Genomic DNA, 24,932 nt, shown 5'->3' with positions numbered 1-24,932 from the left:
GTGAATCCTGAAATCTTTGTCGGTTATCGGCTGCCGCGGAGCATGAGTCCACCGGCAATTGCAAACAGGGCCCAGCTCCAGGTGGGCACGCTTTCAAGCCATTGCTGGCCCTCAGGCTGGGTGCCCAGAATGCCTCCGGCAACCAGAGGTACCGCCAGTGTAACCCGCCGCCAGCGCCGCTCGGTGCGCACCTGCTGCTCACGGAGCAACTCCAGTGTAGCCCGGTTCTGTGGCTCGGTAGGCCCGGCCTGCCGCAGCTGGAGGAGGGCATCGTGCACCAGTTGCGGCATTTCTGGCGACTGTTCCAGCCAGGACGGAAGGTGGGACTGTAGGGATTTGATCAACCCCGACGGACCAATCCGCTTGCGCATCCAGGTTTCAAGGTACGGTTGCGCGGTACTCCACAAATCCAGATCCGGGTAGAGCTGTCGACCCAGCCCCTCCACGTTCAACAGGGTTTTCTGCAGCAGAACAAGCTGGGGTTGCACTTCCATGTTGAACCGCCTCGCTGTCTGGAACAGGCGCAACAGGAAGTGGCCGAAGGAGATGTCCTTCAACGGCTTCTCGAAAATCGGTTCGCAGACAGTACGAATGGCCGCTTCAAACTGGTTCACCGGCGTATCCGGCGGCACCCAGCCGGACTGAATATGCAACTGCGCAACCTGCCGGTAGTCACGACGGAAAAACGCCAGAAGGTTGCGGGCAAGATAGCTCTGGTCGTCTGGTGCCAGGGTGCCGACGATGCCGAAATCGATGGCAATATATCGCGGATCCGAGGGGTTGGAGGTATCCACGAAGATGTTGCCCGGGTGCATGTCGGCGTGAAAGAAGCTGTCCCGGAACACCTGGGTAAAGAAGATCTCCACGCCTTTTTCGGCCAGCACCTTCATATCGACGCCGGCGGCTTTCAGGGCGGCGGTATCTGCAATGGGGATGCCGTGAATCCGCTCCATCACCAGCACGGATTTGCGGGTGTAGTCCCAGTCGATAAACGGGATATAGATCAGGGAGGAGTTCTCGAAATTCCGGCGCAGCTGGCTGGCGTTGGCGGCTTCACGCTGCAGGTCCAGTTCGTCGTGAATGGTGGAATCGTAGTCGGCAACCACTTCCACCGGGTGCAGGCGTTTGCCCTCGGACCAGTATTTTTCCAGCAGGCCGGCCATCAGGTACATCAGGGCAAGGTCCTGGCGAATCACCCTTTCGATACCCGGGCGCAGTACCTTTACCACGACTTTCTGGCCGTTGGGCAGGGTGGCTGCATGCACCTGGGCAACCGATGCGGAGGCCAGCGGGTCCGGGCTGAATTCGGCAAACAGGTCCGACACTGGGGCGCCCAGCGAGGTTTCGATAATGCCCCGGGCCTCATCGCTCGGAAACGGCGGCACACGGTCCTGAAGGTTTTTCAGGGATTCGGCCATGTCATCCGGCAACAGATCCCGTCGGGTCGAGAGTATCTGGCCGAACTTTACAAACACGGGGCCCAGCTCCTCGAGGGCCAGCCGCAGTCGATCACCCCTGTCCAGTTTGGGTTTGGGGAACAGATGCCATGGCGCAAGCAGGAAGAACACCTTCAGGGGCGCTGGCAGTTCCGCGATGGGCAGGAACGTGTCCAGCCGGTAGCGGCAAAATACCCAGGCAATTCGAAACAGGCGTTGCAGGCGGGTCACAGGTTCTCCGGTTCGTCAGTCTTGCCGCGGTTCTCAACCAGGTTCAGTCGGGCTTCCAGTCTTTCGGTGCGCAGATTCAGTTCGTCGATATCCTCGAACGTGGCTTCCAGTTCCCGTCGCCCGGGCAAGGCACGACTTTCTTCATGCACATATTCTTCGATGTTGGCATTCAGCGACTGAAAGGCCTCCCGGCTCCACCGGATGGCGCTGCGAATGCGTTTGCCCAGAAAGTGCGCGGGGACATCACCGATGTGCTGGGCCATGGCGGCTTCCCAATCCGGCTCAAGCTGGTTCAGTGCGCGCTGCAGCTGGTGGGCCAGCGCTGTATCGCCCGTCACTTCCAGGCGACCGTCGGCAAAGACCCGATCATCACCGGTGGCCAGTGCTGCAAAGGCGATGGGTTTGCCGGTGATCTCAAGAGCCGGTTGGTCCACAGGTTGGCTGCCCACCCGGATACGTTCTTCGGCCCTATCCAGCGTGTAGGTCAGGGGAACCGGATCGGTGACATTAAACTGCACCGGGCCCGCCAATGCTTCCATCAGGGCACGATGCCCCGCCGGATCCAGTTCCAGGGCCCGGTTCAGGGCACTTTCCAGGATCGCGGAGACAGCCGAAAGCAGGGTGGGGCCGGGAAACATCAGGGCTTGATTCCCACGTGCAGGGCAACAATGCCGCCGGTCATGTTGTAGTACTTGCAGTTCACCAGGCCGGCATCTTCCATCATGCCTTTCAGGGTGTCCTGGTCGGGGTGCATGCGGATGGATTCGGCCAGGTACTTGTAGCTTTCGCTGTCGCCGGCGATCAGCTGACCCATCAGTGGCAGAGCGGAGAACGAGTAGGTGTCGTAGGCTTTGCTCAGCAACGGATTGGTGGGCTTGGAAAACTCCAGTATCATCAGCTTGCCACCGGGCTTGAGAACCCGGGTCATGTCACGCAGGGCCTGGTCCTTGTCGGTGACATTGCGCAGACCGAACGCGATGGAGACCGCATTGAAGTTGTTGTCCGGGAATGGCAGGTGCTCGGCATCCGCCTGTACGTACTCAATGTTGCCGGCGTAACCACGATCCGTCAGTCGGCTGCGGCCCACCTGGAGCATGGAAGCGTTAATGTCAGCCAGCACCACTTTGCCGGAGGGACCAACCAGGTCTGAAAACTTCATGGTGAGGTCGCCGGTGCCGCCGGCAATATCCAGTACCTGATGGCCGGGCCGTACCCCGGAAAGCTCAATGGTAAAGCGTTTCCAGAGCCGGTGGATCCCCATGGACATCAGGTCGTTCATGAGATCGTACTTGCCCGCCACGCTGTGGAATACTTCGGCCACCTGGCTCGCCTTCTGGCTTTTCGGTACATTGCGAAAGCCAAAGTGGGTGACGTCATCCTGGCCGTTATTGTTTGCGGCCTGGTTGGCTGGCGTTTGCTGCTCGCTCATGGGAGATGTCCTGTCAGAATCTGAACCCCGTATTCTAACCGCTGACGGGGTTGCTACAAGGGTGGCGGTGCGTTAAATAGCGCCCTAAAATGTAAATTCGTCCAAATCCGAGAGAAAACGTTTTCATGTCCGTCATTGATGTACACCGCCCGCATGCCCTGGATAAAGAACACGCCAGAGAGGCTGCCGAATCCCTGGCCAAAGACCTTTCCAGCCAGTTCGACGTGCATTACCAGTGGGAAGGCGATCACCTGAAATTCAAACGAAGCGGCGTCAAGGGGCACCTGAACATTACCCCGACGGATCTGCACATTCATCTGGAACTGGGCTTGATGTTGCGGCCCTTCAAATCCCGCATCGAGCAGGAAATCCACTCGCAGCTGGACCAGATCATCAAGGCCTGATTCGTTGCTGCATGTCGGCTTAAAGGTCGCCCGGCAGGCTGAACGGGTCCGGGTGATGGTTCAGAATGTTGCGCATTACCTGCTGTTCCCGGGACACCAGCCGGTCGATCAGTAGTTCCACATCGTCCATCTTGCGGAAGGCGGAGTAGCCCCGGTGCAGGAAGCTGTGCAAATCGGTCAGATCGGCCATTTCCGCCGGGCTCCGGGTCATCGACAGCAGCCACCCCAGAGTGCGGTTGCGGACATAGCGATCAAGTTGCTGCCCTACCTCGGCTACCAGGGAGATCTGTCTTTCCCTCTGACTCAGCATCCGGCTCTGGCGGTAGACGGCACAATAGTCTTCAGTGTTAATTGAGTCGGCCCGGATGCCCTGTTGCTCTAACAGCTCGGCAAGCTCAAGGTCCAGCCGTTGGGTGATCAGGTTCAGCTCCACCAGCCCGGCAAACGTGTCCAGCAGATTATCCGGCAGCCACTTCACCATCTTCGGGAACACTCGATCAATATTGTCGTCCCTACGGGTCATGCCGGCGGGGGCGTACAGATCGGTCAACAGGAATTCCAGGCCGTGATGGTAGCCGGGGTGGTGGTAAAGGTCTTCATGGGTTGCCTTCAGCCGTTCCGCCTGCCAGTCAGCGAGGTGGAACGCATTCTCCACCATTGGGTGCTCGGCTTTCAGACGCCTGAAATCATGGTAGTCCAACAGCAGTGTTTGCAGCCGGCGAGCGCTTTCGGTGCGGGCTTCGGTAGCGACAAGGCGCTCACGGTACATGGGCGATGGCTCCACTAAACCTCAGGAAAAGAGCGTAGTCTAGCGGAGCTGCGGCGGTCTTGCAGCAGGGCAATGCCCGGGCTAGCCCTGTGCGGCTGCGGGCAGCGTTTCGAACCCCGGGACCCATTCCTTGCTGTCCAGGGTGATGAAGTGGCTCGGCGCCTCGGTTTCGACGATTCGCATGGTGGTCGGGCTCTGGCGGGCACTGGCGAGCATGGATGAGCGATCCAGGATGCGGTCTACCGCTGGAATCAGGAAGGTGCCGTGGCGCACGTGGCTGTAGACGCTGGTATCCGTTCGCGCCATCCAGTCCATGATGTTTTCGATGTTACGAACAATGGTCAGATGATCCTTGGTGGCAGAGAACAGTTTGCTGAGCAATTGCTTCTTGCGCGGGTTCATCTTGCCAAAGAAGGTCTGTCCGTAAGCAGACGAGGGCGCGCTGTTGATCAGACGAATCAGCCAGGGCCACATGCCATGGCTTACCGGCTCCAGAATGGTGGTCACCAGCGCCGAGAGTCGGCCGTCGGGAAGTACGGGCGCTTCAAGCACCACTTCAACGTCTTCATACAGGTCGGGCCATTGTTTGATGGCCTCGAGGATCACCGCCCCGCCCCGGGAGTGACCATGTACCCGGATGTTGTCAGTCGTGGGCAGGCTGGAAAGCGCCTGGTTGAGAATGCAGGCATCGTATTCGATGGTGCCTTCCAGGTGCTTGATCGGCACTTCCCAGTCCGGGGCCTCCGGCGTAACACCGTTCACCGGAATGTGGTAATTGCTGCAGGTGAGCAGAATTAGCTCAGTGGTGGGTGCTTCGTAGGCCTGGGTAAAGTAGCAGTGGTTTTCCAGAAAGCCGTGCACGCCGATCACGGTTTGTTCGGCCTTGCCACTGTGGTTGCGAACGGACACCGCGCCCTTGCCAACGCGATACACCCGCCCGGAGAACATTTCCGAGTAGGCGCTCTCAATCGGTTTTATCAGCTTGCGAACATGGCTCGCTTTCATAACTGCTCTCCCTTCCAGCACGGCAATGGCCTGTTATTGGAATTAGGGTGTGCTGGTAAGCCTTTTGTACCCCGATCAACTCGCTTTGTTACTGGCTCTGAGTGCAGAGTTTTTGATGTCTCAGGGCCAATCGATCACGGATCGGCAGCGTGTAATAACCATGGCGCCAAGGCTTATAACCAGTATAGGACTGAACAGTTACTCACGTGTAATTTTTTGTAACAGTGTGCGCTGGTGCCGCATATGGAGCCGACGGGGCTTGTCTGGCACAATGCGGAGTTCGGTTTTTACTTACCTCCACCACTTTTCCAGGGACGTTCGGGTTTGAGTCACGAACAATCGCATCTCCTGCTACCTGCGGATTCGGCCTGGCTGGCCCTGGAACGCCCGGAAAACCCCATGACCATCACCGTGATGCTGCGGGTTGATGGTCTTACCGCACCCCGTTTCCGGGAGTTCCTCCGTGTGTACTGGATGGCCTGGGAACGTTTCCGGTACATGCCGGTGAAACGCTCGCCCGCCTGGTGGTGGGAGCCGGACCCCATGTTTGATGTCCGCCACCATCTTGATGTGGTGGTAGATCGTTTCACGCCGGAAAGCCTGCAGGAATGGGTGTCGGTGCGGCTGAACCAGCCGCTGCCGATGTATCGCCCGCGCTGGAAATTCTGGCTGGCGCCTAATGCCGAGGGTGGGGCGGTGCTCCTGTTGCGTATTCATCACTGTTACGCCGATGGCCTGTCCTTGCTCGGCATTTTTGATCGCCTCTGTCCGCCGTCCCCCCAGCAGCACCCGGCCATCTACGGCGCACCCGAGACCGCGGAACTGTCACGCTGGACGGCTGCGGCAAAAGTCTGGCTCGGGCAACTGATGGCTTCCGGGGATTCCCGGGACGAAGTCCATGGCGGTGCCGGAGTCGACGAATCCAATGGCAATCAGTGGCAGGATGCTGGTCGGCTGGTGGAGCGGGTTGCCCAGAAGAGCCTCAAGCTGGTCCATGAGTTTTCGGAATTCCTGGTGGAGCCGGAGGACTCTGATACCGATCTCCGGCGACCCCTGCTCGGGCGACGGCACTGTCGCTGGTCTGACCCGGTGCCGCTGGAGCGCTTCCGGAACATTGCCCGAATCACCAATGTGACAATAAACGATGTGTTGCTGAGCTGTGTGGCCGCGGCTGTGCGAACCCGCCTGGGCATTGAGGGCGAGGACCTGGACGAAGCGGTTTTGCATGCCGCCGTGCCCGTTGATATCCGTAGCCGTTTGCCTGACGAGCTGAAACCGGCCCCCGGCGCCCTGGGCAACTATTTTGGCACCGTGTTCGTGCCTCTGCCGGTGGATGGCGAAAGTCCCCTTGAGAGACTGTACCGGATCAAGCATGAAACCCGCCGCCTGAAGAAAAGCTGGCAGCCGGGCATTGCCTGGGGGCTGGCGGCCAGTGCAACGGTCGTTCCGGAGCCCTGGCGGGAGCCTCTGGCCGAGGTGTTCTATCGCAAGGCCAGTGCCGTGGTGTCCAACGTGCCTGGCACCCCGGAGCCCCGGTACATTGCCGGTTGCCGGATTACCGAGCAGATGTTCTGGGTGCCCCAGGCCGGGGATATTGGTCTGGGTATCAGCATTGTCAGCTACGCTGGCCAGGTGCAGTTTGGCGTCGTTGCCGATGAGGCGGTGATGGCCGATCCCGAAGACTTTCTCAACGACTGCCTGCAGGAACTGGCCCAGTTTCCCGGCGACTGATCCGCCAGGTCGTACTCCCAAAGTTTCAATTCAAGTGCCTCCCAAATGAGCAGAAAACCTGCTCCCTGGAAGCATTTTCCCCCTCCCTCGCATCACCGACCATGGAATTCAGGCGACAGACCGCGCCTGGAGAGTCCGGATAACCCGGATCTCCGATCCCAGATTTCCAAAAACAACCGGGGGGAACTATGAAAAACAATAACGTCAGAAAGTCAGGGTTAGCCATTGCCATGGCAGCAGCCATGGGTGCCAGCACCGGAGCCAATGCAGAGATTGAAATTTACAATAAAGACGGTACCAGCTTTTCTACAGACGGTTATATTAACGCTTTTTATGTGAATACGGATGTGGATAGGCCAGGAGATGATCTCGATCGTAGGCAATCTCGTGTGAAAATGGGCTTCTTTCCCAACTATCTCGGGTTTAATGTCGGCAGAGACATGGGTGATCTTCAGCTGGGCGCCCGTTCCTCTTTTTGGGTCAATATTAACGACACTGATACGTCAGGTACTTCAACTGGTCTCAATGTACGGCAGTTATACGGAACCGTTGGGAGCAGTTGGGGCGAAATTCTAATTGGTAGGGATTTTGGTCTATTTGCAAGATCGAATCTTTTCTTAGATGAAGTTCTGATGGGGCACGGCCACAGTAGCGACGTGCTGGGATTGGTTGATACAGCTGGTGTTTCCTTCGGGAACATAGGGAGTGGTTATCCCTATGCTTTTCCAACCTCACAAATTACCTATCGTTCACCGGATTTGGGGGGGGGTGAAAGTCGCAGTAGGTATTTTGGACCCGAATAAGATTGCTGAGAGTTCAAGTACCGGAGCACGATATGAGGAAATGCCGCGTATTGAGTCCGAAGTGACATACAACATGGATGTTAGTGCTGTAAATCTTACCGCTTGGATAAATGGACAGTACCAAAAATCTGAAACCAAGGTCGCTGGTGGTGAGGACGTGACCTCAAAGGGGATTGGCTATGGTGTAAAGGTTTCCTTCGAAGGTTTGTCGCTCACAGCATCTGGATTTACAGCTGAAGGTTTGAATCCTCTATTCACTAATAATTTCACCATCGGTGGTGCTCTGCCAGCTTTTGAAGAGCAAGATACTGAAGGTTTTTTGGTCCAAGGATCGTATTCCGTAGGCTCTAATCGCTTCGTTGTATCGTATGGGGAGGGAACGGACGATATCCTCGATACGAATCGCGAGACGATAACTTTAGCAGCTTTCCATGATGTTAACGACTATCTCAAGTTAGTAACAGAATATACCCGCCACGAGAGTGTTGTCGAGTCTTCGGGGGCAGACTTGGAAGAATCGGACACTTTTGCAGTTGGAGCAATTGTTACTTGGTAGTAAACATGAAGACGTAACAGCAGGATGCCAACACCTGGTTTGGTCCAAGACTAAAGTGTCGGTTTGCCCCCTCGGAAACCGACGTAGACCAAATATTAATTCGGGGAGAAGCTCAATCAATGACTTATGATCATTTTGGCGAGCCAATCAAATGTACTGAAGTTGCATTGGCCGCGTTTCCGGATGCCGTAGAATCAGTGGAACGTGATTCGTTTTTGAGGTCCGCCTACATGAACTCAGTTACAACCCTGCCTGCCGTTCGGGTATCGAGCTCCAGTGTTCGCGATCCCATGCTGGCGGCAACTAATCTGGCCAGTCAGTTGAACCATGAGCATCTGGGTTGGGTGTTGTTTTTCTGTTCCGCAGAATACGATCTCGGCCGTCTCGGTATAGCCCTTGAACATGCGTTTCAGGGCGTGCGTGTGTATGGCTGTACCTCAGCTGGAGAGATTACGCCGGAAGGCTATGGCCGTGGATGCATTGCCGCCATCGGCTTCGATAATCGTTACTTTTCCATTGATTGCGCTCTGATTCGCGAGCTCGATCGGTTTACCCTGCAGGATGCCCAAGGGGTCATTCATGGCCTGCTGTCCACATGCCGTGATGCCAAGCTCGCTCCGGTGAAGGGTAATACTTTTGCGATTACCTTACTGGACGGTCTTTCCAGTCGTGAGGAGCTGGTGCTGGCAACGCTCAATGCAGCTCTGGGTGCTATCCCGCAGTTTGGCGGGTCAGCGGGTGATGATGAACGCCTGGCTAATACCCATGTATTCTTCGATGGGCAGTTTCATACCGGTGCGGCGACGGTTCTGCTGGTCAATACACCTCTGGATTTCCGGGTGTTTTCCACGCATCACATGGTTGAAACCAGCGATAAACTGGTCGTTACCGATGCCTGCGCTGAAAGCCGCACCGTGTACGAAATCAACGCCGAACCCGCGGCTGATGTCTACGCCCGCGCTGTTGGCGTGAATGTAGAGGCCCTGGACCGCAAGGTGTTCGCGCTGAGGCCCATGGGCGTGAAAATTGGCGGGCATTACTTCGTGCGTTCGGTTCAGCGGGTTAACCAGGACAAAAGCCTGACCTTCTACTGCGCCGTGGAAACCGGCATTGTGATTACCGCCATGAGGCCCGGAGGTCTCCTGGACAGTGTGCGAACTCAAATCGAAGCGTCTGAGCAGATGGTAGGGCCACCGCTGGTGACTATCGGATGTGACTGTTTCCTGAGGCGCTTGGAAGCTGAGCTGACAGGGGAAGTTGAGGCGGTATCTGAATTTCTTCGCCATCACAAAGTGATCGGTTTTAACACTTACGGCGAGCAGTTCGACGGCATGCATATCAACCAGACGTTTACGGGGGTGGTGATTGGCCAGCCTGATGTCCGTTCCGGACAAGATTGACCCATCCCCTGGGGATGAGCGGAACCGGCGGATTGCCGAGCTAGAGGCGGAGAACGAACGCCTGCGACGGATTCGGGATGCCCTGATTGTCCGGGTTGAGTCCGGCTCGGCCCATAAGCCGGAGCCCTACGCGGCCTTCGAGCATTCGGTGGTGCTTGCCGAACAGGTACGGGAGCGTACTGAAGCACTCAATCAGGCCATGGAGGAATTGAAGGGCAGCAACAAGGCCCTAAACCGGGCGCGGGAAGAAGCCGAAACGACGCGCCAGAGATTGAGCGATGCCATCGAGAGTATTGCTGATGGGTTTGTGCTGTTCGATAACCAGCACCGCCTGATCCAGAGCAACAGCCGGTTCCGGAGTTACTGGCGCCACGCCGGCCTGGACGTACCCGAAGCGGGCACTCCGATCGCTGAGGTGAAATCGCAGGCCGTCACCTCCGGATTGATCGTTGAAGAACACAGTCATCCGGATTCCGAGGGGGTAGTGTTTCTTCTTTCCAACGAACGCTGGGTCCAGATGACCGAGCGGCCGACTCGCGAAGGCGGTTTGGTGGTGTTGTACTCCGACATCACCGATGTGAAGAACAGCGAAATGGCTCGGCGGATCAAGGCGCTGGAGGAAAGCGAGCGCTGGATCCGGGTGGTCACCGATCATGTACCGGCATTGATTGCCTATGTCGGGGCCGACATGACCATCCAGTTCTGCAACAAGGTTTACGAGGCCTGGTACGGCCGCAAGGGTGAGTCGCCCCTGGGCAAGCGTCTGGATCATGTGCATTCGCCAGAGCTGTATCAGCGACTGTTGCCGCAGATTATGGATGTCATGGATGGCCACAACGTCACCTTTGAGTTTGAAGAGACCGGGGAGCAGGGTGAGGTGCGGTATATGCTTCGCTCCTACGTTCCGAACTTCGATGAGCAGGGCGACATCATCGGTTTCTTTGTGCTGATCCGGGACATCACCGACCGCCGAAAGACCGCCCTGGCCCTGGAGCAAGCCTATGACAATCTGGAGCGGCGGGTGAAAGAACGTACCGCAGCGCTGACTGGCCTGAATAACCAGCTGCGCCAGGAAATCACCGAGCGGGCGGCGGTGGAAGCCCGTCTTCGGGATGCCAAACTGGAGGCAGAGCGGGCCAATCTCTCCAAAACCAAGTTCCTGGCCGCCGTTAGCCACGATCTGCTGCAGCCCCTGAATGCCGCCCGCCTTTTTACCAGTGCGCTGTTGGAGCAGTCGTTCGGGCCCAAGGCGGAAGGCCTGGTTCGTTCGGTCAGCACCTCCCTGGACGATGTTGAAAATCTTCTCGGTACCCTGGTCGATATTTCCAAGCTCGATGCCGGTGTGATCAAACCGGATGTCACCGCCTTTGATCTGCGGGATCTGCTCAATAACATCGCCCGGGAATTCCGTCAGATGGCCATGGCCCAAGGGCTGCGTCTGGACTTCGTCGCCAGCTCCGCGATTGTTGAATCGGACTCGCAACTGCTGGCCCGGATTCTCAGGAACTTCCTCACCAATGCCATTCGCTACACGGGGAATGGCCGGATCCTGCTGGGCTGCCGGCGACAGGGGGGTCACGTTCTGCTGCAGGTATGGGATACCGGCCCCGGTATTCCCGAAGACAAACTCACCGAGATTTTTCAAGAGTTCAAACGCATCCGCCCGGCAGGTTCACAGCCCGATAAAGGCCTTGGCCTCGGGCTGGCTATCGTAGATAAAATATCTCGCATGCTTGGCCATGAAGTGGCGGTCCAGTCCACTGAAGGCAAGGGTTCTGTATTCAGCGTAAGTGTGCCCCTCGGCCGATTGAAGGCCAAACAGTCGGCGGTCGACCAGAACCGAGCCATCCCTTTCGATAGCGGTCTTGGCGGGGCCCGAATCTGGGTGATCGACAATGACCAGTCGATCTGCGAGGGCATGAAAACTCTGCTTGAAGGTTGGGGGTGCCGAGTCGTCACGGCGGTATCCCTGGAGGACCTCGAGCGTCAGCTGGATCCGGCCACCAGTGCGGTGGACCTGATCCTGGCTGACTACCATCTGGACAACGACGAAAACGGCGTGGACGTGGTGGCTGAGATCAATGGCCGCCGGAGATGCCCGGCGCCGGTGGTGATGATCACCGCCAACTACACCAATGAGCTCAAGCAGCATATCCGCGAGCTGGGGCACCTGCTGATGAACAAGCCGGTGAAGCCCCTTAAGCTGCGCAGTGCGTTGAGTCATTTGCTCAGGAATTGAGGTTGCAGATGGGTGTCGGATTAGCCAACGGCGTAATCCGACAACCAGGCCAAATTGGTAATCCGACAACCGGGCCAACTTAACGCTTCAAATACTGACTGAAATCCACATCGCTGGCAGACAGAATCGCCTGCACCCGGTTGTGAACCCCGAGCTTGCGCAATATCGCAGACACATGGGCCTTCACCGTGGTCTCGGCGATGTTCAGGTTATAGGCAATCTGCTTGTTGGATTCGCCCTTGGACATACGCTCAAGCACCAGCAGCTGGCGGCGGGTCAGGGAATTCAGCAGCTCTGGAGAAATCGGATCGTCCTCGTGGCGGCTGCGGCGATTGCTGGTGCTTTCCTTACCGGTACGGATGATGTCTGATGGCAGGTAGACATTTGTCATTGAGTATCTGCTGTATGGCTTCGGTCATCTGGGCCCGGGGCGAGGATTTGATAATGAACCCGAAGGGCCGTAGGTAAGTAGTGTTGATTGCAGGCATATTTGCAACTACTGGGAGAAGCTATGGAAGGCTTTTTCTGGGTTAGCTGAATGAACAACACTTTACTAGAAAATAACTTAGACTAGCGAACTAGATCTTCATGTTCTTTAGACGGATTTATCCAAGGCAAGCTTGACACTTTTCCATGGTAAAGGTAACTCTAAAAATTAAAAGAGCTTCGGCCATAGGAAATGGAAGATTAAGAGTGCCTCAATCATGTTAGGGGAGGCTCTGGTATGCAAACAAAGCCCAAGAAGCAGCATGGCATATATTTTCGTGGCTGTAGCAAGATTGTTCGTACTAATTGTATAGAAATAGGCTGATCTATGAGATGTATCCAAAAAGGTAGATTATTCCCCGAAATGCCCTCTTCCCGCCTATGCCTTCAAGGTTGCGCTATCGGTCCAACAGTCAAACTGTAAGCTGTGGAGTAGAGAGCTAAACCTAGACAGGCGGGGTGGGATTAGTTGACCACTACAATGGGCCTCATTCGTATTGGCGACGACGCGGGTTGTAAGGGGAGATTTGTTAAGAGGCTGTCGAGTTTTTTGATTTCGCTCTGGTTAGCTTATTTAGAGTAGCGTCCCAAACGTCTTTTATCCTCTAATAATAACAGTCGACTAGATGTCGAGGGAGAACTGCAATGGTAGATCTCATCGAACCAGAAGAGTTACCTATTTGGGTGCCGGGAGAGGTGTTGACTGCTAGTGACGACCTTGGGTGGCTTGATGTGGGGCAGCGTTCCTATAGGTATTCAGGCTTGGATGTTCCGATACCTCCGATGAATCACTATATGATAGTCCGATACTTTGAGGGGCAGACCCCCATGGATCGGCTTGTTGAGAGTCGCTGGAAGCGAACGACCTGCGTGCCAGGCCACATTTCTCTGCTAAATCGTGCGCAACCATCGCACTGGCATTGGACTCAAAGAATCAACGTATCACACGTATACCTCTCCGAGAGTTTAATGTCGCGTGTAGCTCAAGATGTCCTAGGCCGTTCAATATCTGAGATTTGCCTGCACGATGTGCTTAACGCAGAGGATCCAGTCATTACTTCAATCTCTGATGCCATCTTAGGAGAAACACGAAACTCAGCGATTGGCGGACCAGCATATGCTGAGGCACTGGGACTTCAGCTCAGCATCCACTTATTACGTAATTATGCGGATGTCAAATTCAAGGAGACGGTCAGTCAGTCTCGCCTTTCAAGACACCAGCGCTGTGCACTGACTGAATACATCCACGGAAATTTACAACATCAGATTAGCATAGCACAGCTGTCGGCAGTCGTTGGTTTGGGTGTTTGGACTTTTTGCCGGCGATTCAAGGAAAGCTATGGAATGACGCCTTGCGCATACCTACTAGAAAAACGCATTGAGCAGGCGAGGATGATGCTGTTGGATAGTTCTAAGCCAATCAAAGCTATTGCAAGCGAATGTGGCTTCTCGGACCAAGCTCATATGACACGAGCTTTCCGACGTAAGCTGAATCTGACACCTGGTCAGATAAGAGGATGACAGGATCATTAATCTGTAAGTGACCGCCCATCACACCTTGTCAGGTATAACCGGGTTCCAGTTATGGGGCAGGTCATGACGGCGGCAGCGGCATGCTCAAGATGGGATTACCGGACGCTTACATTAATCTGCTCTTTTTGGTCCGTCCCTAAGATTGCCTAGAGTGGCGGCATTCGTGCCACCACTCTAGGCATCAGTGCCTCAGTCGAGATTTTGATAAGTCGTAGCTTCGAATTCATAGAAGCCGGGATACGATGAGCAATCGTAGAATGGTAAAATTTGGGTTGCCCAGTAACCGCCGATTCCCTTGGTTTTATCGATCCACAGATAGGAATTGGCGAGCCCGGCCCAAGCCATTGAGCCCGGTGAGCGTCCTGTAGGGGCTTTCTCACGGTTAACCATGAAGGCATGGGACCAACCCTTATCGACCCCGGGCATAAACTCACCGCTGTTGGCAAGGCTAGGATCGGATGTTTTCCAGAACCCGATTGGAATGCTTGTGCCAGCGTAGCCGTCTTTAGCTAGCAAGCTTGCCGTTTCAGGCTTGAGCACCCTCCCGTTCTCGCCCGCTCCGTCGTTTAGGATCATGCGCAGGAACTTCATGTAGTCCCTCACGGTTCCATAGAGGCCGTGTCCGCCCATATCCATCGCAGGCTCTGTCGGTAATGCCAACTCTGGGACTGGTATTAACTGGCCGTCTTCAGCCCTTGAATGTATTGTCGCTCGTCGGTTCATCATGTCGTTGTTTACTGAAAATGCGGTGTCAGTCATGTCGAGCGGTTGAAACACGTGCTCATGCATAACCTCAGCAAGACGTCTCCCTCGCAACTTCTCCACGATCAGACCAAGCCAGTCAGTATTTACCCCATAGGTCCATGCATCGCCTGGATCGTGCTGAAGCACTGTCTGGATCGACTCTTTGGTGCAAGTGATGATCGATGGAATATCCTCTAGTTCTCGGTAGCGTTTATCTTCCGCGTTGAAAAACTCATAGCTAAGCCCTGAGGTATGCAACAGAAGATCACTAACCGTAACCCTGCGCTTTGGAGGCCTGAGTCTCGGCTTCCCATCCGCGCTGAATCCTTCAAGCACTTGCAGTTCATCCATCTCCGGCAGGTACTCCGCGATTGGATCATCAAGTCGTAGAAGTCCCTCTTCAATCAACTGCAACGCACATACACTTGTAATTGCCTTAGTGGTTGAGAAGATAGCAAACACGGTGTCTAAATCCATAGGCGTTTGTTTGCCCAGTTCCCGTACCCCCGCAGCTCCTTCGTAGATATTGCAGTCCTGATCAGTGACCATGGCTACGACACCTGGAGCACCACCATGGCGTCCTGTGGTCTGTTGAAGCACACTGTCCAGTGCAGCTTTCATTCTTGCATTGCTCATTTGGCACTACCTCTTGTTTCTTTTGGTCAGATGAGAGCTACGTATGTCATGCGCTGAATGTGAACCCCGGGTAGTTGTTTTCAGCCAACTCAACACAGCGTTGATTATAGTCATTCACCCCACCACAGTAGGAGAGTAGTCTTCTGGGCTTGCCTGGAACGTTGGTGCCCATGTACCAGCTATCGACAAGTGGTAGGAGTGTTTGATTTGTGACCTCATCGTGGTGCTGGACCCACTCATCCTGGAGCTGTTTGGTTGGCTCTATTACTGTCTTTCCCTCTTCATTAGCATGCTGAATGATATCGGTGATCCACCCCACCTGCTGTTGCAGGCAAGTTGTCATGTTGCACAGAGCCGCGGAAGGTGCAAGAGGTGCGCCGGTAGTGAACAAATTAGGGTAGCCATATACTTGCAGACCCATGGCGGTGCGGATTTCATCGTCCCACTCTTCCTTCAAGCTCCGGCCTTCCTTACCGCGTATGTCAATTCGCGTTAGGGCTCCGGAGCCTGCATCGAAACCGGTGGCCAGAATAATTACGTCCACCTCATGAACCGTGCCGTCCTTCATCAAAACACCCTGCGGCACGATCCCCTCGATCGGAGTCTCTCGACAATTCAGTGCTTCGACATTCGGTCGAAGGTATGTTTCGAGATAACCTGTATCCAGTGGAACACGCCGGATTCCGAATCCGTAGTCTGTCGGAATAAGAAGGTCGCAAAGGTCTGGATCGAAGTTCAATCGTTCCCGCATTTTCGACCGCACAAACTCGGAGATTTCTTCGTTTATAGCTTCGTCGGTGAACATTTCGGGATATGAGGAGAGCCAGAGGGCGAGTGAACCGTCATTGTAAAGGTTCTCCAGTCTTTCTTTGCGTTCCTCTGGGCTGTCAGAGTGCCAAGACCGGCCATCAAAGTCGTAGTCAAACCCAGCGAAGGTGTTGAGCACGCGATCTTTCAGATAAGTAAACTGTCCGGACCAGGATTTCCAATCCTCCTCTGTGTATTTCGGATTTCGCATCGGAATTGTGTACTGAGGAGTGCGTACAAAAACTTTCAGCGTATCCACCTCTGGCGCAATGGTCTGGATGGCTTGAATTCCAGTAGCGCCTGTGCCGATCACAGCCACACGCTTGTTTTTGAGGTCTACCCCCTCTTTGGGCCAGCGAGAAGTATGGCAAATCTGCCCTTTAAAGGTGGACTGTCCATTAAAGACATCCTCAAGGGGCGCAGACAGCATTCCAGTACAAGCGATCAGATACCGGGCTTCTAGATGGTCACCGTTGTCTGTTGTGATCGACCAGGTACCACCTGACTCGTTCCAGTGTGCAGAGTCAACGCGGGTTTCAAACTGAATGTCTCGATGAAGATCCAGTTTATCGGCCACATAATTCAGCCAGCGCTCACTTTCAGGCTGAGCTGGGAACCGCTCTGATGGTTTCCAGTTCTCATAAAGCTCTTTTGAGAACCAGTATTGGTATATCTCAGCCTGAGAGTCGAATCGCGCACCTGGATACCGATTCCAGTACCATGTGCCCCCTACCCCCGAGGCGGCTTCTATAACCCTTACGCTCATTCCGAGGGCTCGGAGTTTGTGCAACTGATATAAGCCAGCTACACCTGCGCCGATCACTACTGCATCATAAGAATCAACATTCTTTGACATATTCATCTCAAACTCCTTCGTTTCCTCTATCAGGAAACTTTCTTGTATTTGTTTGTCGGTCATACGCACCACCGATAGTGGCGCGGTAACACCAATAATGAGGTGACGGGTGAAGTTTGGTATTGGACGAAGCTGGCAAGTTATTGCACATTTCTGGCACATTCTGATTTCTTTGTCTGTCAAGCTGACTACTTAGAGAACGTGAAGTGGCGTTCTGGTTGCAGTCGTTGGCGTATTCAACTTCGGGCAGCCAGCCGGCTGCTGGGCTGTCAAGGCCAGCTCGGTTGCAGTGGGATGACCGGATTTGTGAGCTTGGACTGATCGATAGGCTGCTGGGAAAGTTGCGGGGGCTGGATCTTGCGGGTTCCCAAGGGTTTGTCGGATTACACTTAGCTAATCCGACTTACGGAAAAGTGGGAAAGGGGTCAGATTGATCTAGCCCCGGTTGTACAGAAACCTCAAAAGTGACTATACACAGAGTATAGGTAGGTGGCCTATGACAACCGAACGCAAATACCGTCTCTTTACCCCGGAGTTCAAGCGCGAAGCTGTGCGCCAGATGTCGGACTCCAATAAGCACTGCACCCAACTTGCTCGTGATCTTGGCATCCGTGTAAACCAGCTCTACAAATGGAAGAAGGAGCTGGAGGCCAAGCCGGAGGATGCTTTTCCAGTCTCTGGCCGGCCTGCCGGACCTGAAAGCGAACTGGCCAAACTCAAGCGGGAAAATGAGCGCCTGAAGCAGGAAAATGAAACCTTTAACAGCGTACTATGCCAAGAGCCTTGTGTGAAGTACGCCTTTATCCGGGATCACGCAGGGCAATATCCCAAACGCGCCCTCTGTCGTTCGGTAGGTGCCTCTCCAAGCGGTTGCTACGCTTGGCGGTCACGCCCTGAATCAGGCCGACTCAAGGCCAATAGAACGCTATTGCAGCGGATCGAGGAGATCCGCCGGCAGACTCGTCAAACCTATGGGCCTTTGCGGATCAGGAAAGAGCTGCTGTGTCAGGGCATCAAGGCTGGCCTGAACCGTAGTATCACCAAGTTAAAGCGCCAGGCGGGCCTGATCACGGCACAGGCCAAAGCCTGACAACGCTCATCTGTTGGCAGGACCTTCGAACACATCGTTGAGTATCGACTTCTGAGACGCTTCTGGGCAGAAGTGCCAAATCAACGTTGGGCGGGTGATATCACCTATATCTCAACAGCCGAAGGATGGCTGTATCTGTCAGTGATCATGGACTTGTTTTCAAGGATGATCGTTGGCTGGTCGATGAATGGGAGCCCGACTCGAAGTCTCGCTACAGAGGCCTTGGAGATGGCCCTGGGACGCCGTGGAAAACCGGCCAAACTGATGCTGCATACCGACCAGGGTGTCCAGTATCGGACAGCGAATTACCAGGCACTTCTGACCAGTAATGGCATTGAGCCTAGCACGAGGCGTAAAGGAAATTGCCTCGACAATGCCGCAATGGAGAGCTTCTTCCACACCTTGAAGACGGAGCATGTGGGGCATTGCCGGCACCTCACCCGCCAACAGGCTCGGCAAAGCTTATTTGATTACATAGAGGTCTTTTACAACCGACAGCGCCGGCACTCATACTTGGATTACATGACGCCTTTTGAGTATGAGCAACGAGACGCTGTCTCTTAACCGGGTGTCCGTAAAACTGGGGCTCGTTCAGATGAAATTTTCATCTGACCCCTTTCTCACCGCTTCAAATACTGACTGAAATCCACATCACTGGCGGACAGAATCGCCTGCACCCGGTTGTGAACCCCGAGCTTGCGCAATATCGCAGACACATGGGCCTTCACCGTGGTCTCGGCAATGTTCAGGTTATAGGCAATCTGCTTGTTGGATTCGCCCTTGGACATGCGTTCAAGCACCAGCAGCTGGCGGCGGGTCAGGGAGTTCAGCAGCTCCGGTGAAATCGGATTATCCTCATTGCGGCTGCGGCGGGTGTTGCTTTCCTTGCCGGTGCGGATGATGTCCGAGGGCAGGTAAACATTGCCGTTCAGGATCTGCTGGATGGCCTCGGTCATCTGGGCCCGGGGCGAGGACTTGGTGATAAAGCCGCAGGCGCCGTAGGTAATGGCCTGCAGTACCACCTGCTTGTCTTCCTCGGCAGAGACAATCACCACCGGAATGGTCGGGGCCTCATTGCGCAACGTGATCAGACCGTTGAGGCCATGCATGCCCGGCATGTTGAGGTCCAGCAGGATAAGGTCCAGATCGTCGTTCTCACGAGTGATATCGAGGGCGCTGTCCAGATCGTCGGTTTCGATGATCTCGCTGCCCTCAAAGCCAGAGGCGATAACGCTGCTGATGGCTTCGCGGAACAGTGGGTGGTCGTCGGCAATCAGAATCTTGTAAGCCGGCTCCATGGATGGGTCTACCTGTTTGTTTTCAGTGTCGGGAATGGCTTCCGAATCATGATAGCGTTTTTCAGAAGCATGATGGCAGTTTTCGGAAGGGTAGTTCTCGGTAGAGAGTGCGGCTTCGAGCTCGTTCAGCATGGCGGCCTCCTGTGCAGAGAATCGCCGGAATCGGTTCCGATCCTCTGTTTATTATTGTGATGGTTTCATTACACGCCATCTTGGTCTCGGGTTGAATGCGACCATCGCACCAAAAAACAGGCACCAAAGTACTATTCTTGCAAGGCTGTGGGCTTCGTATCGTGGAGCAATGAGCCTACAACCAACAATAACGACCGTCTCCCAATCCTCGCTTGCCGATCCCTGGATCAAACAGGGAATGGTCGCACTGCTATGTCTTCTTTTGAGTCTTGCAGGCAGTGTCCATGCCCGGGAAGGAGCGCCTGACCTGCCCGTGCTGTCTGTCAGCGTGTTGCAGTTTGGCACCGCCCACTGGGAGCTCGACCATCTCCTGCACCGGAAGCTGGACCGGGAGCATGGCTACCAATTGGAATTGAAACCGGTTGCCAACCTGCCGGCCTCCAGACTGGCGGTCACCAGCGGCTCGGTGCACGGTGCCGTCGCCGATCTGCTCTGGGCACAGTCGCGATTCCAAGCAGGCACGCCCTACCTGTACGTGCCGTTCTCCTCCCAGATTGGCGATATCGTCGTCGCTGACAGCTCAACGATTCGCTCGGTGGAGGATCTGGCGGGCAAGCGCATTGGTGTTGCCGGCGGGCCGGATAGCAAGGGTTGGATGCTGCTCAAGAAGGTGGCTCAGCGCCAGGGAATCAATCTGGAGGAATCCGCCGAACTTCAGTTCGCAGCTCCGCCTCTGTTGAGCCAGGCGCTAAAGCGCGGGCAGGTGGATGTTATCGTTACCTACTGGCATTTTGCGGCCCGCCTGAGAGGTGAGGGCGGCTGGCGATCGGTGTTTGGTATGGCTGACCTGCTCACTGAGCTGGACCTGGATCGCAACCTGCCGGTGCTTGGTTATGTCTTCCCTGCGAAATGGGCGACCGATCATGGATCGTTGATAGATGGTTTCGCGGCCTCCCTTCAAGAGGCCAAAGCCGAGCTGGCGGACAGTGAATCACCCTGGCAACGCTTGCGTCCCCTGATGGGTAATCCTGAAGATGGCGTCTTCACGGCATTGCGCGAGGGCTTCGTCGCCGGCACGCCTGCGCCACAAACAGAACAGCGTATTGCAGACCTGCAGCGATTGATGACCCTCACAGGTGCCGACCCGGACCGCCTGATGCCCGCCAATCTGTTTTACCGGAGCCAGCCGTGAAAGGCCCTACCGGCCGCCCGCCGCTCTGGAGCTACTGGATAGTTCTGCCCTCGTTTGTCGTGCTCTGGGCGCTGACGGCCTGGCTGCTTCAGTCGCCCCTTTTACCAACGCCGGCGAACGTACTGGACACCATGGTTCGGGAGTCGGCGTCCGGCGAGCTCTGGCATCACCTGGGGGCGACCCTGGCCCGCGTGGTGGTCGCCTTTGTTCTGGCCATGGCGATTGGCACCGCCATCGGCATTGTGATGGGCCGGTCACAAACCACCAATGCCCTGTTCGATCCCCTGCTGGTGTTGTTACTCAACCTGCCGGCGCTGGTCACCATCATCCTTATGTACGTGTGGTTCGGCCTGGTGGAAGTGGCTGCCGTGATGGCGGTCGTGATCAACAAAGTGCCCAACGTTGCGGTGACGGTTCGCGAAGGCGCCCGCAGCCTCGACTACCGGCTTGAGGAAATGGCCACCGTTTACGAGTTCACCCGCTGGCAACGGTTGCGTGAAGTGTGGGTGCCGCAGCTGTTTCCCTACCTCATGGCCGCCACCCGGGGTGGTCTTGCCCTGATCTGGAAGATTGTCCTTGTGGTGGAACTGCTGGGCCGCTCCAGTGGCGTCGGCTTCCAGCTGCATATGGCGTTTCAGGTATTCGACGTGGCCGCCATTCTGGCCTACAGCCTGGCCTTTATAGCCGTCGTCCAGCTGATCGAGCTGGCCATCCTGCAGCCCCTCGAGCGTCGATCCAGCCGCTGGCGCCAGCCGGAGGCCGCTCATGCTTGAACTCAGAATCGCCGGCCGTGATTTCGGCCAGCCGGTGCTCGGAGAGGTATTCGCAACCGTTTCGCGAGGCGACCGCATCTGCCTGCTGGGACCCTCGGGAATCGGCAAGACCACGTTACTGAACGCCATTGCCGGTCTCGATAAATCGGTGCCAGAGAGCGCCGTTATCGGCCGGGAGCAGCTCCGGGTGGGCTACCTGTTTCAGGAGCATCGCCTGCTGCCATGGCGGACTTTACACGCCAATCTCAGGCTGGTTGGTGCCAGCGATGACGAGGCCGGGACGTTGCTGGGCCAGGTTGGCCTGGCCGGATACGGCCATTATCTCCCGGACCAACTGTCACTCGGTATGGCCCGAAGAGCCGCCCTGGCCCGTTGCCTGGCGGTGAAACCGGACTTGCTCTTGCTGGACGAGCCGTTTGCCTCGCTGGACCCCATCATGGCCGGCGAACTGAAAGCCTTGATCGCCGGAATCCTGAACTCGCAACCTGATATGGCGATGATCTGCGTTACCCATGATGGCGGTGATGCAGAGATATTGGCGAACCGCCTGTGGTATCTCGACGGCAAGCCTGCGCGACTGCAGTGGGACGATGTATTGGCAGAGCCTGGGCTGGTCGATGGGCTTCTTGGGCGCCTTCGTGATCTGGATTTGACGGGCTCTTAGGTTGATCGAGGGTGTCCGCAGTCTGTCGGATTACGCTTTGCTAATCCGACCTACCTGTGTTGGCGGTTTGCACGGAGTATGGGTGGTCAGCGGGGAGAAGGTTTCCAAAACTGTGCGGAGCCAGGGATGGCGGAGCCCAAGCGTCACAGGGATGTGCCGTAAGGAGCGTGTTTTGGAAACCTTCTCCGCGCTGACCACTGGCACCAAATCAAGCCGGCTTGGAAGCCCCAATTATCCTGGTGCGTTGGGGCCGGAAGCCTGCCGTGGCCAGTAGCGCTAGCACCGCCGTCACACCGGCGGTAATCCCGTAAGCCATCGGATTCCACTCCAGGTACAGCGAGAAGCGGATCGCCTCGACCGCGTGGGTGAACGGATTGAACTGGCAGATCCAGTACAGCCAGGGGCTGGCCTCGTTCATGCGCCAGAGCGGATAGAGCGCCGAGGACATGAAGAACATCGGGAAAATGACAAAGTTCATCACCCCGGCGAAGTTCTCCAGCTGTTTGATCCAGGTGGCGATCAGCAGGCCCAGAGCGCCAAGCATCAGACTGGTCAGAATCAGCGCTGGCAACACCGCGAGGTAACCCCATAGCGGTGGCTCCACATCCACCAGCAGTGCCAGCAGCAGGAACACATACACCTGGCCAATGGACACCACGCCCATGGCCAGCAGTTTGGTGACCAGCAGGAACGGCCGGGGCAGGGGGCTCATCAGAAGCACCCGCATGCTGCCCAGCTCCCGGTCGTACACCATGGACAGGGCACCCTGCATGCTGTTGAAGAGGATGATCATGCCGCACAGCCCCGGGGCGATGTAGGTCTCGTAGGTGATGTAGGTTTCGTAGGGCGGGATGATGGAAATACCCAGCACTGCCCGGAACCCGGCGGCGAACACCACCAGCCAGAGCAGTGGCCGCACCAGGGCGCTGGCGAAGCGGGTGCGCTGCTGCCAGAACCGCAGCCACTCCCGGGTCTGGATGCCCACAAAACAGTGCCAGTAGTGTGCTGCCTTCATATCAGCCGGCTCCGGTCAGGGAATGGAAAGTTTCGGCCAGATCCCGGGTGCCTTCGGCTTCGCAGATGGCCTGGCCATTGCCGTCGGCCAGCAACTGGCCCTGGTGCAGGATCAGCACCCGGTCGTCAGTGCGAACTTCTTCGATCAGGTGGGTGGCCCAGAGTACGGTCAGGCCGTCTTCTTCGCACAGGGTACGCACGTGCTCGTTGAGCGCTTTTCGGCTTGCAACGTCCAAACCCACCGTGGGTTCGTCGAGTAACAGCAGCGAGGGTTCATGCAACAGGGCTCGGGCAATTTCCACGCGCCGGCGGTGACCGCCGTTGAGCTGGCGGACGGCATCGTTGGCCCGGTCCAGCAAGTTGAAGCGTTCCAGTTCCCGGTCACCGCGGGTGCGGGCTTCTTTGCGGGACAGCCCGTGTAACGCCGCGTGGTATTGCAGGTTCTGGCGAACGGTCAGGTCCAGATCCAGGGCATTCTGCTGGAACACCACGCCAATCTTGCGCATGGCCTCCGCCGGCTGCTTTTTCAGTGATTGGCCACCCAACAGAATATCACCCTGCTGCAGGGCCAGCAGCCGGGTGAGCAAACCAAAAAGGGTGGATTTACCCGCCCCGTTTGGCCCGAGCAGGGCGTGAAAACGGCCAGAGGTCAGCACAAAGCTGACCTCCCGGAGCACCGGCTTGTCGCCGTAACGAAAGCTGAGGTTGCTCGCTTCGATGGTCATGACGTCGGATCGATGACCACACCCCAGGGGTAGCGGCCCACCTTGATGGATTTAATGACCTTCATGTCCTCCAGATTGATCACGGACACGTCCCCGGAAACGCCATTGGTGGTGTACAGATGCGTCTCGTCCTTGTCGAGATCCAGCTGCCAGACGCGTGCACCCACCAGCAGGTAATCCAGAACCTCATAGGTTTTTGCGTCGACTACCGCCACATGATTTGAGGGGCCAAGCGCCACAAACGCGTACTTGCCGTCAGACGTCAGCTCAATACCTACCGGTTGGACCCGATCCTGATTCACACCGGGCACCTTGAAGGACATCTCGTGGATCTGCTCCAGGTTTTCGACATCGATGATGTGCACGGTGCCGCCAATTTCCGCGGAGGCCCAGGCAGTCTTGCTGTCCTTGCTGAACTCCACGTGGCGCGGACGCTGGCCCACTACGATGTTCTTCTCGATCTCGAAGGTCTCGGTGTTGATCCAGTGCAGCATGCTGGTGGTTTCGGAGGTGTTCACGGCCCACTTGCCATTCGGGCTCACCGCCATCCCCTCCGGCTCAATGCCCACATCGATCTGGGCCAGAACATCCTTGGTATCCACATCCACCACCGTCACGATGGCGTCGTCCTCGTTGGCGATGTAGAGGTGCTTGTTATTCGGGTGCAGCGCGAACTGCTCCGGATCTTCACCGGAAGGCAGGGTGTCCACAATCTTGCGGGTGGCCAGATCCAGCACCTGAACCGTGTCGTCGTCGCTGGCACAGATGTACAGCTTGGTAAAGTCTTTGGACAGCAGGATACCCCGGGGCCGCTGGCCGACACTGATGGTCTCAATCACTTCCTGGGTTTCGGTATCAATCACCGACAGGGTGTTATCTTTCTCGTTGGACACATAGGCCACGCTGGCCAGTGCCGGTGTCGACAGGCCGATCATGGCGGCCAGTGCGGTCTGTTTGAACAGGGTTTTCATGGTGTGAC

General features: G+C 56.2%; 21 protein-coding genes and 2 pseudogenes. 11 read left to right on the top strand and 12 right to left on the bottom strand.

Annotated elements, in window-relative coordinates:
- Positions 1–23: 23 nt before the first annotated feature.
- From ubiB to ubiE, 3 genes are read right to left on the bottom strand one after another with little or no spacing between them, the layout of a single operon-like run.
- A complete protein-coding gene (gene ubiB / locus SIC15_RS17700; RefSeq protein ID WP_412536576.1) occupies positions 24–1,667 on the bottom strand; it encodes a ubiquinone biosynthesis regulatory protein kinase UbiB in 1,644 nt (547 codons plus the stop codon).
- On the bottom strand, positions 1,664–2,305 hold the full coding sequence (locus SIC15_RS17695) for an SCP2 domain-containing protein (protein ID WP_412536575.1): 642 nt from the start codon (positions 2,303–2,305) through the stop codon (positions 1,664–1,666). Before SIC15_RS17695 ends, ubiB begins: the two co-directional genes overlap by 4 nt.
- The gene (gene ubiE, locus SIC15_RS17690; protein ID WP_069181989.1) at positions 2,305–3,096 is read right to left on the bottom strand and encodes a bifunctional demethylmenaquinone methyltransferase/2-methoxy-6-polyprenyl-1,4-benzoquinol methylase UbiE; all 792 of its coding nucleotides are present in this window, start codon (positions 3,094–3,096) and stop codon (positions 2,305–2,307) included. Before ubiE ends, SIC15_RS17695 begins: the two co-directional genes overlap by 1 nt.
- A 125-nt stretch (positions 3,097–3,221) precedes the next feature.
- Between ubiE and SIC15_RS17685 the strand changes: the two genes are divergently transcribed.
- Positions 3,222–3,500: a polyhydroxyalkanoic acid system family protein gene (locus tag SIC15_RS17685; protein WP_069181988.1), complete on the top strand. Its 279-nt coding sequence runs from the start codon at positions 3,222–3,224 to the stop codon at positions 3,498–3,500.
- Between the two features lie 19 nt (positions 3,501–3,519).
- Here the strand turns inward: SIC15_RS17685 and SIC15_RS17680 are convergent, their stop codons facing one another.
- Together SIC15_RS17680 and SIC15_RS17675 are read right to left on the bottom strand one after the other, a co-directional pair.
- Complete coding sequence (locus SIC15_RS17680; protein ID WP_412536574.1) at positions 3,520–4,269, bottom strand: FFLEELY motif protein; 750 nt, start codon at positions 4,267–4,269, stop codon at positions 3,520–3,522.
- An 81-nt stretch (positions 4,270–4,350) separates the two neighbouring features.
- A complete protein-coding gene (locus SIC15_RS17675) occupies positions 4,351–5,274 on the bottom strand; it encodes an alpha/beta hydrolase (RefSeq protein ID WP_069181986.1) in 924 nt (307 codons plus the stop codon).
- Between the two features lie 324 nt (positions 5,275–5,598).
- On the opposite strand from SIC15_RS17675, the gene SIC15_RS17670 reads away from it, so the two are divergent.
- The 4 genes and pseudogenes from SIC15_RS17670 to SIC15_RS17655 all read left to right on the top strand — a co-directional run bounded on the left by SIC15_RS17670 (position 5,599) and on the right by SIC15_RS17655 (position 12,003).
- Positions 5,599–7,005, top strand: coding sequence for a WS/DGAT domain-containing protein (locus tag SIC15_RS17670; protein ID WP_273083486.1), 1,407 nt, complete (start codon positions 5,599–5,601; stop codon positions 7,003–7,005).
- Positions 7,006–7,193: 188 nt separating this feature from the next.
- Positions 7,194–8,364: pseudogene (locus tag SIC15_RS17665) on the top strand (porin).
- A gap of 230 nt (positions 8,365–8,594) precedes the next feature.
- A complete protein-coding gene (gene nosP, locus SIC15_RS17660) occupies positions 8,595–9,764 on the top strand; it encodes a nitric oxide-sensing protein NosP (RefSeq protein ID WP_412536573.1) in 1,170 nt (389 codons plus the stop codon).
- A complete protein-coding gene (locus tag SIC15_RS17655) occupies positions 9,742–12,003 on the top strand; it encodes a NahK/ErcS family hybrid sensor histidine kinase/response regulator (protein ID WP_288366993.1) in 2,262 nt (753 codons plus the stop codon). Before nosP ends, SIC15_RS17655 begins: the two co-directional genes overlap by 23 nt.
- 79 nt (positions 12,004–12,082) lie before the next feature.
- On the opposite strand, the pseudogene SIC15_RS17650 reads toward SIC15_RS17655, so the two are convergent.
- A pseudogene (locus tag SIC15_RS17650) lies at positions 12,083–12,455 on the bottom strand (LuxR C-terminal-related transcriptional regulator); the annotation flags it as partial.
- Between the two features lie 679 nt (positions 12,456–13,134).
- On the opposite strand from SIC15_RS17650, the gene SIC15_RS17645 reads away from it, so the two are divergent.
- Entirely contained in the window at positions 13,135–14,010 is an 876-nt protein-coding gene (locus tag SIC15_RS17645; RefSeq protein ID WP_273083488.1) for an AraC family transcriptional regulator, read from the top strand.
- A 201-nt stretch (positions 14,011–14,211) separates the two neighbouring features.
- On the opposite strand, the gene SIC15_RS17640 is transcribed toward SIC15_RS17645, so the two are convergent.
- Positions 14,212–15,402, bottom strand: a complete 1,191-nt coding sequence (locus SIC15_RS17640; protein WP_273083490.1) for a serine hydrolase domain-containing protein — start codon at positions 15,400–15,402, stop codon at positions 14,212–14,214.
- Between the two features lie 46 nt (positions 15,403–15,448).
- The gene (locus tag SIC15_RS17635) at positions 15,449–17,128 is read right to left on the bottom strand and encodes a flavin-containing monooxygenase (protein WP_273083492.1); all 1,680 of its coding nucleotides are present in this window, start codon (positions 17,126–17,128) and stop codon (positions 15,449–15,451) included.
- 433 nt (positions 17,129–17,561) lie between these two features.
- Here SIC15_RS17635 and SIC15_RS17630 point away from each other — a divergent pair, with 433 nt between their 5' ends.
- Together SIC15_RS17630 and SIC15_RS17625 are read left to right on the top strand one after the other, a co-directional pair.
- Positions 17,562–18,155, top strand: coding sequence for a transposase (locus tag SIC15_RS17630; RefSeq protein WP_273083494.1), 594 nt, complete (start codon positions 17,562–17,564; stop codon positions 18,153–18,155).
- A 72-nt stretch (positions 18,156–18,227) separates the two neighbouring features.
- Positions 18,228–18,719: an IS3 family transposase gene (locus SIC15_RS17625; protein WP_412536572.1), complete on the top strand. Its 492-nt coding sequence runs from the start codon at positions 18,228–18,230 to the stop codon at positions 18,717–18,719.
- A gap of 56 nt (positions 18,720–18,775) precedes the next feature.
- Here SIC15_RS17625 and SIC15_RS17620 read toward each other — a convergent pair whose 3' ends face one another.
- Positions 18,776–19,453: a response regulator gene (locus SIC15_RS17620; RefSeq protein ID WP_062786421.1), complete on the bottom strand. Its 678-nt coding sequence runs from the start codon at positions 19,451–19,453 to the stop codon at positions 18,776–18,778.
- Between the two features lie 370 nt (positions 19,454–19,823).
- On the opposite strand from SIC15_RS17620, the gene SIC15_RS17615 reads away from it, so the two are divergent.
- The 3 genes from SIC15_RS17615 to SIC15_RS17605 are packed head-to-tail and all read left to right on the top strand — an operon-like array spanning position 19,824 to position 22,214.
- Positions 19,824–20,777, top strand: a complete 954-nt coding sequence (locus tag SIC15_RS17615) for an ABC transporter substrate-binding protein (RefSeq protein ID WP_412536571.1) — start codon at positions 19,824–19,826, stop codon at positions 20,775–20,777.
- On the top strand, positions 20,774–21,550 hold the full coding sequence (locus tag SIC15_RS17610; RefSeq protein ID WP_092030425.1) for an ABC transporter permease: 777 nt from the start codon (positions 20,774–20,776) through the stop codon (positions 21,548–21,550). The genes SIC15_RS17615 and SIC15_RS17610 overlap by 4 nt, the downstream gene beginning before the upstream one ends.
- Positions 21,543–22,214: an ATP-binding cassette domain-containing protein gene (locus tag SIC15_RS17605; protein ID WP_092030423.1), complete on the top strand. Its 672-nt coding sequence runs from the start codon at positions 21,543–21,545 to the stop codon at positions 22,212–22,214. Before SIC15_RS17610 ends, SIC15_RS17605 begins: the two co-directional genes overlap by 8 nt.
- Before the next feature lie 208 nt (positions 22,215–22,422).
- Here the strand turns inward: SIC15_RS17605 and SIC15_RS17600 are convergent, their stop codons facing one another.
- From SIC15_RS17600 to SIC15_RS17590, 3 genes are read right to left on the bottom strand one after another with little or no spacing between them, the layout of a single operon-like run.
- Complete coding sequence (locus SIC15_RS17600) at positions 22,423–23,229, bottom strand: ABC transporter permease (protein ID WP_092030421.1); 807 nt, start codon at positions 23,227–23,229, stop codon at positions 22,423–22,425.
- 1 nt (position 23,230) lies between these two features.
- Entirely contained in the window at positions 23,231–23,953 is a 723-nt protein-coding gene (locus tag SIC15_RS17595; protein WP_092030419.1) for an ABC transporter ATP-binding protein, read from the bottom strand.
- Positions 23,950–24,924, bottom strand: coding sequence for a YVTN family beta-propeller repeat protein (locus SIC15_RS17590; protein WP_412536570.1), 975 nt, complete (start codon positions 24,922–24,924; stop codon positions 23,950–23,952). Before SIC15_RS17590 ends, SIC15_RS17595 begins: the two co-directional genes overlap by 4 nt.
- Positions 24,925–24,932 lie beyond the last annotated feature (8 nt).

It is taken from the genome of Marinobacter sp. MIT932201, assembly GCF_047123295.1.
Classification (GTDB): Bacteria; Pseudomonadota; Gammaproteobacteria; order Pseudomonadales; family Oleiphilaceae; genus Marinobacter; species Marinobacter salsuginis.
This window is presented reverse-complemented; position numbering and strand designations above follow the sequence as displayed.

Bases quoted from the DNA above. Each gene is read 5' to 3' on its own strand.
- SIC15_RS17695 (WP_412536575.1), bottom strand. From the start codon at position 2,305: ATGTTTCCCGGCCCCACCCTGCTTTCGGCTGTCTCCGCGATCCTGGAA.
- ubiE (WP_069181989.1), bottom strand. From the start codon at position 3,096: ATGAGCGAGCAGCAAACGCCAGCCAACCAGGCCGCAAACAATAACGGC.
- SIC15_RS17685 (WP_069181988.1), top strand. From the start codon at position 3,222: ATGTCCGTCATTGATGTACACCGCCCGCATGCCCTGGATAAAGAACAC.
- SIC15_RS17680 (WP_412536574.1), bottom strand. From the start codon at position 4,269: ATGTACCGTGAGCGCCTTGTCGCTACCGAAGCCCGCACCGAAAGCGCT.
- SIC15_RS17675 (WP_069181986.1), bottom strand. From the start codon at position 5,274: ATGAAAGCGAGCCATGTTCGCAAGCTGATAAAACCGATTGAGAGCGCC.
- nosP (WP_412536573.1), top strand. From the start codon at position 8,595: ATGAACTCAGTTACAACCCTGCCTGCCGTTCGGGTATCGAGCTCCAGT.
- SIC15_RS17655 (WP_288366993.1), top strand. From the start codon at position 9,742: ATGTCCGTTCCGGACAAGATTGACCCATCCCCTGGGGATGAGCGGAAC.
- SIC15_RS17645 (WP_273083488.1), top strand. From the start codon at position 13,135: ATGGTAGATCTCATCGAACCAGAAGAGTTACCTATTTGGGTGCCGGGA.
- SIC15_RS17640 (WP_273083490.1), bottom strand. From the start codon at position 15,402: ATGAGCAATGCAAGAATGAAAGCTGCACTGGACAGTGTGCTTCAACAG.
- SIC15_RS17635 (WP_273083492.1), bottom strand. From the start codon at position 17,128: ATGACCGACAAACAAATACAAGAAAGTTTCCTGATAGAGGAAACGAAG.
- SIC15_RS17630 (WP_273083494.1), top strand. From the start codon at position 17,562: ATGACAACCGAACGCAAATACCGTCTCTTTACCCCGGAGTTCAAGCGC.
- SIC15_RS17620 (WP_062786421.1), bottom strand. From the start codon at position 19,453: ATGGAGCCGGCTTACAAGATTCTGATTGCCGACGACCACCCACTGTTC.
- SIC15_RS17615 (WP_412536571.1), top strand. From the start codon at position 19,824: ATGGTCGCACTGCTATGTCTTCTTTTGAGTCTTGCAGGCAGTGTCCAT.
- SIC15_RS17605 (WP_092030423.1), top strand. From the start codon at position 21,543: ATGCTTGAACTCAGAATCGCCGGCCGTGATTTCGGCCAGCCGGTGCTC.
- SIC15_RS17600 (WP_092030421.1), bottom strand. From the start codon at position 23,229: ATGAAGGCAGCACACTACTGGCACTGTTTTGTGGGCATCCAGACCCGG.
- SIC15_RS17595 (WP_092030419.1), bottom strand. From the start codon at position 23,953: ATGACCATCGAAGCGAGCAACCTCAGCTTTCGTTACGGCGACAAGCCG.
- SIC15_RS17590 (WP_412536570.1), bottom strand. From the start codon at position 24,924: ATGAAAACCCTGTTCAAACAGACCGCACTGGCCGCCATGATCGGCCTG.